Genomic DNA, 14512 nt, shown 5'->3' on the forward strand with positions numbered 1-14512 from the left:
AGTGGAGTTTGAAAGGGTTTGTGTAAGTAGTTTGTTTTATGGTAATCAAATATACACTTACTCTTTCATTTCAGGTTGATTTTAGTGGTGGCAAAAAGTGGCAAAACAACACTAAAAACTGATTAACAGCGCTTTAACAAAATACTGTTTTAAAGTATTAAAATAAATTTTGAATGAATTTTTCAAGCTCTTCTCCTGAGTTAAGCTTTAATTTTTTGCGGATTCTATACCTTGCAGACTTTACAGAATCTAATGATGCATTCCTAACAATCATGATTTCTTTGATAGATAAATTCAAACGTAATAATGAACATATCTCTCTTTCTGTTTTTGTTAAAGTAGGATACAATTCTCTTAATTTTAAATCAAAACCTTTGTTTACTTCTGATATTTTTGTTTGAACCTCTGAAAGTTTATTTTCTGTTTGTAATTGAGCTTGTAATTCTGAAGTTAACGTGTTTATTTTTTGTTTAATTTCTTTAACTTCTCCCGATAATACATCTTCTTTTAATCGACTTAAAAGTTCTTGTTTAAACTCCAAACGCATTGTATTATCAGCTATCAAACCTTTTATTTCTTCTTCGTTTACTTTTATTTTTTTGTTAAGCTCCTCTTTTTGTTCTTTCTCTTTTTCTACTTCATTTTTTAGGATAACCGTTTTATTCTTATAATTTTTATTCAATAAAAACCCTATAAATAGCGAACTCAATACAATTATGAGTAAAATAATAGTATACAGTTTATTTTTTGCCTTTTCTGACTCCGCTAATAATTCTATTTCTTGTTTTTCTTGTTTAAACTGATAATTAAGCTCTAATGCTTGAATCTTTTTAATATTTTCTATGTTAAACAATGAATCTGAATATCTATTAAATTTTTTATAATCTTCATAAGCATTTTTATAATTTGACAATTTAGCTGATAAAAAACTTTTTCTAAGGTATCCTTTGGCTATTAAGTCTTTAAATTTCTCTCTTTTGGCTATTTGTATTGACGAATCTATATAAGCTAATGATTTTTCGTATTCTTTTGTTTTTTTATAAATATTTGAAGCATTTCTATAAGCGGTACACAATGAATATATTTTGTTGTTTTTCTTGGTAAAAGCTATATTTTCATTTACTAACGCTATGGCTCTATCGTACTCTTTTCTACTATGATATAGTATCGCCATGTTATTATATACTCTTTGTATATTTTTTATACTTCCAACTTTACTAAATAATTCTTTTGCTTTTTGATAGCAAGTTAAGGCTGAATCTAATCTTTTCGATTGACGATACGATACTCCCATCATATTATAACTAGCTGCCATACCATGATAGTCATTTACCAATTCTTTTCCTTTGATTGATTTTTTATAAAACGATATTGCTTTATCATGCTCTTTTTGATGCCTAAACACCATTCCCATATTATGATATACATCAGAAACTTTCTTAAAATCTTTTTGCTCTTGGTATATTTTTTTGGCTTTGAGGTAATATTCTATGGCTTCTGGATGATTGGCTTCTCTCCTTTTTACTATCCCTTTGAGTACGTATGCTTTTCCTAATTGTTGCTTGCTGATACTATCATCTTTGTTACCTATTAATTCTATAGCTTCCTCTACTCTTTTCTCTGAAAAATTTAAATCGTTTTCATACTGATTTTCTGCTAGAAGTAACAATAATTTAATTTTCTCTTGATCGTTGATAGCATTTCTTACTTTTTCATGTAATTGAACTGCATTTAATACTTCCTCTTGTGAAAAACTTTTGGTAATTATTAAGGCGAAAAAAACGGTAACTAAATATCTCATAATTGAAACAAATTTAATTAGAATTTTGTTAGATATTTTTATTGTTTTAGGTTAAAAAAAATTAATGTTATCCAATTTCTATTTTATTAAAATCTTTGGAGCATTAAACATAGCTTACTGCTCTCTTTAAATGATAAAAATATTTTTTGGAATATTCATTCCAACTGATATATATTTGCAATATGAATAAAAAGGAAAATATTTTGAATGCAGCTCTTGAACTTCTTGTTACAAAAGGTGTTCATAATACTCCAATGTCAGAAGTAGCTAAAAAAGCGGGAACTGGTATGGGAACCATTTACAATTATTTTCCTAACAAAGAAGCTTTGATTAATGAAATCTATATAGGCATTAAAGAGCAAGAGGAAACCTTATTTTTAAAAGTAAATACTGATGCTACTATAAAAAAACAGTTTGTAGATTACTTAAAAGTTATCATCAATTTTTTTATTCATAATCCATCTTATTTTAACTTTCTTCAACAACTAGAAGCCTCTCCTATAATTACGAAAGAGAATAAAGTGAAAGGACAAAAATCTGTAGAAATTGTAGCTATCCTCTTAGAAAAAGGAAAGCTTAATAAAATAATTAAAAACATTAGTACACAAGAGATACTTGTTTTTATAGGTGGAGGTATTTCATCTTACTTAAAACAAAATCTAAATAATTCAGAAAATACAACGACATCCTTAAAAAATCACATACAAATGATTTGGGATGGAATTAAAGAATAAAATTTTTTACAATTAATTTGGAATGAACATTCACTCTATAAAACAATAAACCATGATAAACTTAAAATTTAAACGAAATATTAATAAACCAATTCAAGAAGTTTGGAGATTTATTATTGATGATTTTTATGATGCTCATTTATGGGCAGCAGGAACTCCAAAATGCAGAAAGGCTAAGCCTAACGAAGACTTTGATAGAGTTTGCGAAACTGAAAGCGGTAGACTTATGGATACTATTATAAAAATAGATGATGAAAATTATGAATTACAATTTTCTGTAAAAGGTTTGCCCTTTTTTGTTCGTTCTGTAGTTAGTACCTGGAAGTTAAAAAAACTAAGTGATACTAAAACTGAGATTACACTTGGTCCACGTATTGAAGTAAAACCTCTAATTGGAACTATTGCACAGATTCCAATGAAAATGGCATTGAAGAAAATATATCCAGGTATATTAGATGATTTAGTAATTTATGCTGAAACGGGACAACCCTCTCCGAGAAAACAAAAAGAAATAAATAGTAAACAATAAATTAATTTATATTTTAATTATACCACAGCGATTTATTCTTTTCTAAAGCTTTTTTACTCTTTCTTTTATAAAATAAAAAGACAGCTAAAATTAGCTGTCTTTTTTTGTGTAAACTAAACCCCTAATTTTAGTTTACTAAAACCCATCCCCTGGATCCTCTGGGCTTTGTGCTTGTGCTTTTTGTGGATTTAAAAGCATGTAAGTTCCTAAAGCTGTTAGGGCTGTATATTTACCATACTTTCCCAACTTTTGCAATGCTTCTTTTCTAGTGATTACTTCTTTTTGTGATTTTATATTGTTTTTCATGATTTCTACTTTTTAATAATAATCTTCTTACTCTTCTTACCTAATTCTGAAGTTATTCTTACTACATAAACTCCTGTTTCTAAATCTGGAAGACTTATTGTGTTTCTTCCTTTTCCTTCAACTGTTTTACTTAGTACTGCAGCTCCATGAATAGCATATAAAGTCATATCAAAAGTACCTTTAGAAATTCCTTCTATAATTAAGGTATTACCTGATGTATTGTAAATCTTAACATTATTAATGTTTGTATTTATTTTGGCTTTCTGCTGAGTGTGTAAGTAAAAACGACCTACTCCATTTACTTTCTCTGTAATTGTTACCGTATAAAATTCATTCAATTCAGAACTTAACTTTGTAAAAGTATTTTCTTCTTTATCTTCAATAAATACTTCTACTCCTTCTGGTAAATTATTATAGTTTACAGTAAACCTTACCTCAGCTCCAGCTGTAGCACTTAAACCTATTGGAAGAACTGTTCTGTCAATACTCTCTACTGGTAAAGATTGAATTGTAAAGTCTTCTTCTTTATCATTTCCAACAAATCTTGTAAATACATCAAATGTAGCTCTTGCATAGTTTCCTAAATCATAACCTGGATCTAAACCTTCAGTTGCATTTTCGAAGTATTTGATATTCGTATCAATTGTTACACCTTTTGATGTTGCTAATAATTGAATGTTTGGAACTACCGCTCCGCCTTTACTAAAGTTTCCTCCTGTTAATGGTTGTACTTTTCTTTGTGATTGATTAAAAGTAACATTTGATACTCCTGCTGCTGCTTTTACAAAAAATCCTTGTCCAGGTGCTAAAAAACTTTCTTCCGTAATTAATGATTTCCCTAAATACTTAGCTTGTACGTTATCCCAAACGTATACACCAACATTTGCTGGATTGAATTTACTTACGTTACCATTGATAAAGTTAGTTCCTGCATTTTCATTGATTGGTAAAAATGCTGTATATGGATTTCCTATAGCATTCCATTCTGAAGCCACAATTGATTTTGCTACATCTGTAGTTTCTACAGTTCCAGTAAATGTTACACTTCCATTCGTTACTCTAGATATTGCATAGCCTCTACCTTTTTCAAAGGTTAAAGTATTTGTAGCTAAATCATCAGTTGTATAATATACCCATTTAGATCCAGTTGGTTTACTATCATCATAATATGCAATAGCATATCTATTTGGTGTTACGCTAGTATTTAAGTGAATATCATTTGCTGGATTTTCAACAAAATCTTTGATACTTTGCCCTGATACTGGAGCAACTATAATACTCCATTTATTAGCTACCAAACCTCCTCGTTGGTAAGTAACCATACCATTTGAAGCTCCTTTTATCAATAAACTTGAACTATTATTTACTGAAGAAGTCATCGTTACTGTTCCATTATTATCAAAATCAACATTTACGATTAAACTACCTTCAATGTTCAAAGAAGATGAGCTATTTAAGGTCAGATTATTAATTTCTGCATTTGTAGCTGCGGCTATTAATGGTGATACAGCCACATTAGGTATAGTTATATCACTTCCTGAAGATGGCACTACACCTCCATCCCAATTCGTTTCTTCTGCCCAATCTGCACTAGTACTTCCATCCCAGGTAATTGCTAAAGGGTTTAAAATTGTTAAATTATTAGAAACAAATGATATATTATAATTTTCATTACTTAAAGTACCTAAATTAATAGCATAGCTACCTGCCATTTCTCCTGACACTCTGCTTAAGCTCCCGGAAAACGTATCTCCATTAATAAGAGCTCCTGAAGTAATAGTATAGGTAAATTCAGGGTCAACAGCACCTACATATTTGTTTTTTGCATCTGCTGTAATTTCAATAGGTAATGTATTTACGGTAAGTGTTTGTGGTACATCTATAGCTCCATTAAAAATGGTATTACCAGCTTGAGAGGCTGTTATTGTAGTTGTACCTGCACCAACTATAGTAACCGTATTTCCTGAAATAGTTGCTACAGATGTGTTAGAGCTAGTATATGCTACTTCTAAACCAGAAGATGCTGTAGCTGTTAAATTAAAATTAGCATTACCATATGTAACATCTGAAAGAGCATCAAAAGTAATTGTTTGGTTTTCTACTGCATCAATAAAATTACTTAAGGTACCATTTAAATCAAACTGTTTTAGTGTTCCATTATTACCACTAGCAGAACTATCCATTACTTCAGTTATACTTGTGTTATTTCCACCTGCTGTACCTTGATTATATTTATAATATAATACTAACCCTGATTCACTCCCTGTTAGTTCGCTATTCATACTACCTTTAATTTCAGCTTCTGATCTAGCATAATTCCATAAACGAGTTTCTTCTAGAGTTCCATCTAAAGGATATGGATCCCCTCCACCTGTTGATCCTGCTCCAATTTGTAATGGATTGTTATTAGGATTAACACTTCCACTAGCTGCCGTTTGAGAAGCTACTTCAGAACCATTAATATAAATGGCCGTTTTTGTTCCATTAAATGTTACAGCGATATGGTACCAAGTATTTGCAATTAATGAACCTGTCCAATTATAATCTGTATGCCCTGTCCCAAATCCATTATGGTAGAATCGTAATATTTTAGTTCCTTCTGTTAATAACATTAGCCCATACGATTCTGTATATCTAGATTTTGCAAACAAACACTCCCAATCCCATCCGTCACTAAAACGAGTAATATGATCAAAGTTTACCCAAGTTTCAAAAGTAAAACTTGTTGTAAAATCTAAACTTGCATCATCGGGTACTTCTATATAGTCATAGGTTGAATTAACCGGCCCTTCAAAATTTAAGGCGTTTTCTTGTGCAGAAATAGTAGTTATTCCCACAAAAAGTAGCATCATTAAATAACATGTTTTCATGTTAAGTTTACTGGTGTAAATTTGTTTCATTGTTTATTTTAATAGTTAAAAATTTGAATATTTATACATTGTTTTTTACCTGTATATATTTTAAAAAAAGTACAAGCCAAACAGCTCCTTTTGTTTGACTTGAACTATATATAAACTTGATTTTTATTGTTTAAAAATTATTTCCTGGATCTTCAGGACTTTGAGCTTGTGCTTTCTGTGGGTTCAAAATCATATAGGTTCCTAAAGCTGTTAAAGCGGTATACTTTCCATACTTACTTAACTTCTTTAAAGCTTCTTTTCTGTTGATTTTATTTCCTTTAGTGTCTAAATTTTGAGGATTCATTATTTTTATTTTTTAAGGATGATTTTCTTAGTTTTTATTCCAACATTCGTAGCAACTCGCACAATATAAACTCCTACCTCAACAGCAGGTAGATGAATGCTGTTTTTACCAGTTCCTTCAAAATTATCTTTGTATACTAATATTCCTGCAGTGTTGTACATCGTAATTTCAAACTGTTCTCCTTGCACTCCTTCCACAAACAGTCTATTATTTGTATTGTACAGTTTGATATCTGCCAATGTTACTTCTGGAATTTCAACTTGTGCTTTGGTATGTAAATAGAATCTTCCTACTCCGTTGATAGCTTTATCTATTGCTAACGAATAGTTTTCTTCATTTAAATTGATAAACTTCCCTAATTCTCTATCTTCTAAGTATATTTCTATACCCATTGGTAATGAAATTCCTTTTCCTGAGATAGTTATTGAAGCTCCTTCTTTTACCTTAATTCCTACCGGAATAATAATAGCTTCTTTTGAATCATTTGGTAACGATTGATAGGTAAAGTTCTTTTTTGATGAACCATCTAATAATCTGGTATAAATATCTAAACCAGCTCCATCAAAGTTTCCTATATCATATCCTGCATCCAATCCGTTGGTAGCAGTACTTCTATAGCTAATTGTTGTGTTTACTTGAACTTTTTTAGATGCTATTGATAACTCAATGGTTGGAATACTTAATCCTTTACTAAATGTTCCTCCTGTAGCAGGTTGTACCATTCGTTGAGCTTGTTTGAAAGTCATACTACTTCCACTATTTGCTGTTCTTACAAAGAATCCTTGCCCAGGTGCTAACGAACTCTCACCGTTTACTAAAGTTTTAGCTATGTACTTACTTTGTGTATTGTCCCATACATACACTCCTACATATGTTGGATCAAAACTAGTCAAGTTATCATTGATAAAGTTAGCTCCTGCATTTTCATTGATTGGCAAAAATGCTGTATATGGATTTCCTACCGCATTCCATTCAGATACTACTACTGATTTATCTACATCTGCTGTTTCAATAGTTCCTGTAAAACTCACGGAACCATTAGTTGCTCTTGAGATGGCATAACTTTGTCCTTTTTCGAAAGTAATGCTGTTTGAAGCCAAATCGTCTGCCGTATAATACACCCATTTGTTTCCTGTTGGTCTATTATCATCATAATATCCTACTGCGTATCTATTTGGTGTTACCGTAGTATTTACACGGATATTATTAGCTGGGTTTTCTACAAAATCCTTTACACTCTGACCTACTACTGGTGCAGCTACAATACTCCATTGATTTGCTACCAAACCTCCTCGTTCATAAGTTACTTGTCCGTTTGACATTCCTTTTATAACCAAAGCTCCACTTGAACTTGAAGACGAAGTAATAGTTACCGCTCCACTATTATCAAAATTGTTCTCAATAACAGCTGCTCCATTCGAAGAAATAGTTAATGCTGATGAGCTTTCAACTGTTAAACTGTTCATTTGTGCAGTTATCCCTGAAGTAATATTTGGAGTTGTTGTTACATTCGGAATTATATAATCATCTGTAGCTATCGGTGTTATATCATCTTCCCAGTTGGTTGCTATATTCCAAGCTGAACTTGTAGTTCCATCCCATCTTGCTATTGCATCTCTATTAATAGTAAATGTATTTCCAATATAAGTAAGTGTATAATTTGAGTTTAATGCTAAACTACCTTGTGTAATTGCATAATCTCCAAAAGTCTCACCTGCAACTCTTTCTAAATTCCCTGTAAAAACATCACTTCCAACTAAACTACCGGAAGTAATTTGATAGGTCAACGCTGGATCTATTGCTCCTTCAACCTTAGTCTTTGCATCTGCCGTTACTTCAATAGGTCTTTCGTTTATGACAAAAAAACCTGGAAGGAACGTAATATTATAATTTGGACCAGCTGTAAGTGTTCCTTGATTAACCACATAATTTCCAATATCTTCTCCTACTGCTCTTGTTACTGTACCTGAAAATGAGTCTCCAGCTACTAAGGCAAAAGGTGGAGCTAATGAAGGTTGTATTTCTGGATCGGCTTCTCCATATGTCTTCGAGCCACTTGCATTCACAAATAATGTTCTTTGTGAAACTTGTAACTCCTGACTCACATTCTTAGCGGCAACAAACATTCCATTTCCAACTTGACTAGCAGTTATATTGGTTGTTCCAGCACCAACAATGGTTACCGTATTTCCACTAATAGTAGCTACGGAAGTGTTAGAACTTACATAAGTAACATCTAAACCTGAACTTGCGGTAGCAGTTAAATCGAAACTAGTATCACCATAAGTTTTGGTACTTAAAGCATCAAACATAATCGTTTGTCCCTGCACATTTGTAATTGTTAGGTTTGCTCCTACATAACTAATATCATAATTAGAGTTATCTAAGGTTCCTTGATTAATAGCATAATCTCCAGAAGTTTCACCTGTACTTCTTGCCAAACTTCCTGTGAATATATCACTGCCTATCAAGTTACCTGAAGTAATTTTATATGTAAAGTCTGGATCAGCTTCTCCTAAGTTTTTGGTTTTAGCATCTGCTGTAACTTCAATAGGTCTTTTTGCAATTGTAAGATTTCCTGTAAATATGTTTAAGGAATAATTATCATTAACAGCTAATGTACCTTGATTAATTGTATACGTACCTACACCTTCTCCTGCTTCTCTTACTGCATTACCTGTAAAACTATCTCCTGGTAATAAACTTCCAAATCCAATTGTAATAGTAAATTCAGGATCTACATCTCCATAGATCTTTGTTTTAGCGTCTATAAAAACTAATAAACTTCTTTCCGTAATCGTAAGATCATTGCTTACATAAGAAATGACATAATTATTGTTCAAAGCTAAAGTTCCTTGGTTAATTGTATAAGTTCCTAACACTTCTCCCGGTTCTCTAGTCAAGTTTCCTATAAAAGCATCTGTTCCCACCAAACTACCTGTAGTTACTTTATAAGTAAACTCAGGATCGGCTTCTCCAAACTGTTTGGTAAGGAATTCATCTACGGTAACTGTAATAGCACGCGTAGTAATTGTTAAATCTTTAGAAACAAATGTGATATCATAATTAGATTGACTCAGTGTTCCTTGATTAATAGCATAATTCCCTATGTTTTCTCCTATGACTCTAGATAAACTTCCCATTAAAGCATCGCTTCCAAATAAACTTCCTGATGTAATTTGATAGGTAAAAGCTGGATCTGTTTCTCCGTATACTTTAGTTTTTGAATCAGCGGTAATGGTCAAAGGTGCTCCATCTATTGTGAAGGTACCTGTTGCTTCCGATGCTGTATAATTGGTCTCACTTGCATCCAAGTTTACTCTAACATCATAAGTCCCTGCATCTATTGGTAACGTAGTACTAAAAGTTCCAGTACCTTGTACGCTATATTCAGTAACTAGCGTTAGTGTTGGATTACTACTTAAATCATTAGCCGTTGGAGTAATTCCCTGTCCAGATCCTGTATACGTTGGATTGCTACTAGGTAAATTCAATGAAATGGTTGTATTGAACGGATCAACAGTAAGTGTTTGATCAACATTAATAGCAGGTAAATGAGTATTTGTATTTCCTGTTTGAGAAGCTGTTATTATCGTGGTACCAACTCCAACAATAGTCACTGTATTACCTGAAATAGTAGCTACCGATGTATTAGAACTTATATAAGATACGTCTAGTCCAGAAGAAGCTGTTGCTGTTAAATTGAAGTCTGCATCTCCCAGATTACTATTTGGTAGCGCTGCGAAATTAATGTCCTGAAAATTCATCGTTTGTGAAGGTCCCGCCGCATTCGCTGCTCCGGTACCCGATGCATTATCGGCTGTTCCTGCTGCTATACTTATACCTATATTTCCATTACTTCCTGTAATATTTGATAATGTAACCGTTCTAGTATTTGTTCCAGTACCTGAAACTGCAACGGAGGCTGAGCCATCTCCGCTTGCATTCACTGTAATATCTGAAGATGTTAACGATATGGTGGATGCAAATGTGTAAGATACTTCATAGGCAATGGTCGTTCCATTATAAGTAGGAGCGCCAATTTGAGCGATCACAGTAGCATTCGGATCACATACATCTCCTATTCCGTTCATATTGGCATCTGTTTGATCTGAGTTACTTGTCAACCTACAGTTATCAGTAGTATCAGGTACTCCATCTCCATCATCGTCTGTATCCACATTATTGAGAATACCATCTCCATCAGTATCTACTCCATGAAAACGTACTTTACCAAGACCTATAAACCCTGCTCGGTTAATGATCATTCGAATAGATTTTACCTTTTCTAAGACCGTACCAAACATCTTCGCTTCTGGTGCAAGAGTCCCTACTCCTGTTGATTTGGTTAATGAATAATCCCCTATATTATTCCAAACACCTGGATTGTCTATAGTTTCATATTCTAATGTAAAATCTTCTACTCCAAGAGATGAACCACCTGGATCACTTCGGTGATAATTCCAAAAGAAAGCTCCATCTATATCAACTCCTTCTGCTCCAAAACCAAAAGTTACTATTACTTGACCCGCATGCGTACTTGAAGAGACCCATTGAAAATTAAGATTTGGATACGAATTATACGTTCTATAAAGAGGTAAACTACCCGACTCTACAGCATTCAAATTTTGATCCGTAATTAAGTAATCAGCTATTGTAGCACCATTTAAAACACTATTAGCTGTTACCGTAGTTGCATTAACTAATTTATCAATCGGTTCCGAACTAGCATCTAATGGATTGGTTCCTTCTGTAATCTCAACAATATCAAGAAACCCATCATTATCATCATTGTCATCACAAGCATCTCCTCCGTCATTGGCTCCATCTGTATTCAATTGATCAGCATTCGCTATGGAAGGACAATTGTCATTATTATCTAAAATTCCGTCTCCGTCAGTATCTTGCAAGCTAAATGTAGCAGATGGTCCTACTGCTACTGCTAGTCCATTTCCAGTAGCATTGTTTGCTGTTCCAGTATTTATACTAATGCCTAATGTTCCTGAACTTCCTGTTATATTGGTTAAAGTTACTGTTCTAGTTGTCAAACCAGTACCTGTAACTTCAATAGTAGCTCCTGCATCTCCTGTTTTTTGTAATACAATATCCGATGGCATTAAGGTAATTGTTGCAGCATTGGTATAGGTAATAATATAAGAAATATCCTCACCTCCACTGGTAACTGCACTTGGAGCACTAATCGCTGCAACTACATTTACAATTGCATCGCAAACATCGCCGATACCATCATTGTCAGTATCAATCTGATCTGCATTAGCATTAGATGGACAGTTATCCACTTGATCCCAAAGTCCGTCACTATCTGTATCTGTTAAGTTGAATGTTAAAGAAGGCCCTGCTGCATTAGCTAAACCATCACTCGTACTATTATTGGCTGTATTTGCTGCAATGCTGATACCAATAGTTCCATTAGTTCCTCCAAAAGAAGTTAGTGTAATTGTACGTGTACTTAATCCTGTTCCGCTAATAATAGCTGTAGCTGTTGCATCTCCCGTAGTATTAATCGTAATATCTGAATCCGTTAAACTAATAGATCCAGCATTTTTATATGTAACAATATAAGAAATATCCGCACCTGTAGTACCTGCTGCACTTGGAGCACTTATTTCTATTGAAGCATTCACTATTGGGTCACATACATCTCCAATACCGTCCAAATCTGCATCGGCCTGATCTGTATTAACTGCAATAGGACAATTATCTGAAATATCTAATACGGTATCATTATCATCATCTTCATCTAATACCAATCCTCCAGTACAAGTACCTCCAACACAATCATCTGGCATACCATCTGAATCCGTATCAACTGATGCTGATGCATTTAAAGGGAATGCATCATTTACATCTAATACTGTGTCATTATCATCATCAGTATCTATTATCAATCCTCCAGTACAAGTACCTCCAACACAATCATTTGGCATACCATCTGAATCCGTATCTATTGATGCTGATGCATTTAATCGAAAAGCATCGTTTATATCTAATACTCCATCATTATCATCATCTGTATCGATACTATTAATTGTACCATCTCCATCGGTATCTACTCCATGAAAACGCACTTTTCCAAGTCCAATCCATCCTGATCTGTTTATAATCATTCTAATAGACTTTACTTTTTGCAAAGTGCTACCAAACATCTTAATTTCTGGTGCAAGATCTCCAGTTCCTTGTGATAAAGTTAAAGAGTAATCTCCAATATTATTCCAGACACCTGGGTTGTTAATAGTTTCATATTCTAGTGTAAAATTTTCTACTCCTAAGGTTGAGGCTCCATCACTTCGGTGATAATTCCAAAAGTAAGCTCCATCAATTTCAGCTCCTTCAGTTCCAAAATTGAAGGTTACGATTACCTGACCTGCATGATTATTTGTAGAAACCCATTGAGAATTAATGTTTGGATAAGGTCTGTAAGTTCTATAAAGAGGTAAACTACCAGTTGCTACTGCATTGAAATTCCCTTCTCCAATTAAAAAATTAGGTGATGTAGAACCATTATAAAAACTGTTTGCAACAACACTTGTAGCATTTATCAATTTATCAATAGGTTTAGAACCTGCATCAAGAGGTGCTGTTCCTTCTAATAATTCTATAGCATCATTAACTCCGTCATTATCATCATCCATATCCAGTACTAATCCTCCTGTACAAATACCCCCAACACACTCGTTTGGCATACCATCAGCATCCGTATCAACAAAAGCAGAGGCATTTAATGGGAAAGCATCGTTTATATCTAGCACACTATCATTATCATCATCTGTATCTACTACTAATCCTCCTGTACAAGTTCCGCCAACACAATCATCTGGCATTCCATCTGTATCTGTATCAATAGAAGCAGAAGCATTTAAAGGAAATGCATCATTTACATCTAATATACTATCATTATCATCATCTGTATCTAATACCAATCCTCCAGTACAAGTACCTCCAACACATTCATTAGGCATTCCATCTGAATCAGTATCAACGGAAGCGGAAGCATTTAGAGGAAATGCATCGTTTATATCTAGTACCCCATCATTGTCATCATCTGTATCTAACACTAATCCTCCTGTACAAGTACCTCCAGCACAATTATCGGGCATTCCATCAGCATCAGTATCAACGGAAGCGGAAGCATTTAGAGGAAATGCATCGTTTACATCTAATACTCCATCATTATCATCATCTGTATCAATACTATTAATAATACCATCTCCATCGGTATCTACTGCTTGAAAACGGACTTTCCCCAATCCTGTAAAAGTTGTGGTACCAGCGTGGTTACTATTCACAGTCATTCGAACATAACGTACTCCTTCAATAGGACTAAATGTGATGGTTTCAGCCTGAATATCAACTCCGCCTGGAGCTACTGGAAGCGTATAGTTTCCAATACTAATAAAATTGGTAGGATTTGCTACTGTAGCATATTCCAAATCAAAGTCTTTTGACCCCCATGCAGTGGTAAAACCGATTCGATTTAAATTCCATATATACATACCATCTATTTCAGTACCCGAAGCTCCTAAATCAAAAGTTAACGTGTAAGGAACTGCAAGCGCAAGAAATTGATCAAAATTATTAGGCTGTGGAGGATATTTTCTATACTTAGGAAGGCTTCCTGTCTCAGTAGGTTTTAGTGTTGAATTGAGTCTTAAATTCACTGGAGGTGATTGCGCAAAAACACTAGAAGCTGTAACATCTACTGCAGTAATCATTTTATCTACTGGAGTATCATTAGGATTATTAGGATCTGTTCCTTCTAATAGTTCAATAGCATCATTAATACCATCCATATCAGTATCCGTTTGTGATACTAAACTTATAGATGTAAGGAAAAATAATAATAAAAATATCTTTCTTAAAATTGAGATTGAATAGTTTTGTTTCATTACATAAAGTTTGATTATTTAAATAAGGGCT

At 33.3% G+C, this 14512-nt stretch carries 7 protein-coding genes; 2 read left to right on the plus strand and 5 right to left on the minus strand.

Annotation, left to right across the window (positions count from 1 at the left end):
- Positions 1-157: 157 nt before the first annotated feature.
- The gene (locus tag ACOQN8_RS16180) at positions 158-1801 is read right to left on the minus strand and encodes a tetratricopeptide repeat protein (RefSeq protein ID WP_420553462.1); all 1644 of its coding nucleotides are present in this window, start codon (positions 1799-1801) and stop codon (positions 158-160) included.
- A 182-nt stretch (positions 1802-1983) separates the two neighbouring features.
- On the opposite strand from ACOQN8_RS16180, the gene ACOQN8_RS16185 reads away from it, so the two are divergent.
- Positions 1984-2535 carry a TetR/AcrR family transcriptional regulator gene (locus tag ACOQN8_RS16185; protein ID WP_420553463.1) on the plus strand — a complete coding sequence of 184 codons (552 nt, stop codon included), beginning with the start codon at positions 1984-1986 and terminating at the stop codon, positions 2533-2535.
- Positions 2536-2587: 52 nt separating this feature from the next.
- Positions 2588-3064: an SRPBCC family protein gene (locus ACOQN8_RS16190; protein WP_420553464.1), complete on the plus strand. Its 477-nt coding sequence runs from the start codon at positions 2588-2590 to the stop codon at positions 3062-3064.
- A gap of 135 nt (positions 3065-3199) precedes the next feature.
- Here the strand turns inward: ACOQN8_RS16190 and ACOQN8_RS16195 are convergent, their stop codons facing one another.
- The 4 genes from ACOQN8_RS16195 to ACOQN8_RS16210 form a co-directional block, all read right to left on the minus strand.
- The gene (locus tag ACOQN8_RS16195) at positions 3200-3370 is read right to left on the minus strand and encodes a hypothetical protein (RefSeq protein ID WP_235274876.1); all 171 of its coding nucleotides are present in this window, start codon (positions 3368-3370) and stop codon (positions 3200-3202) included.
- Positions 3371-3375: 5 nt separating this feature from the next.
- Positions 3376-6270, minus strand: a complete 2895-nt coding sequence (locus ACOQN8_RS16200; protein ID WP_420553465.1) for a LamG-like jellyroll fold domain-containing protein — start codon at positions 6268-6270, stop codon at positions 3376-3378.
- A gap of 130 nt (positions 6271-6400) precedes the next feature.
- A complete protein-coding gene (locus tag ACOQN8_RS16205) occupies positions 6401-6574 on the minus strand; it encodes a hypothetical protein (RefSeq protein WP_420553466.1) in 174 nt (57 codons plus the stop codon).
- 5 nt (positions 6575-6579) lie between these two features.
- Entirely contained in the window at positions 6580-14481 is a 7902-nt protein-coding gene (locus ACOQN8_RS16210; RefSeq protein WP_420553467.1) for an MBG domain-containing protein, read from the minus strand.
- Between the last annotated feature and the right edge of the window lie 31 nt (positions 14482-14512).

The sequence above is a fragment of the Tenacibaculum aiptasiae genome (genome assembly GCF_965221665.1).
Taxonomy (GTDB): domain Bacteria; phylum Bacteroidota; class Bacteroidia; order Flavobacteriales; family Flavobacteriaceae; genus Polaribacter; species Polaribacter aiptasiae.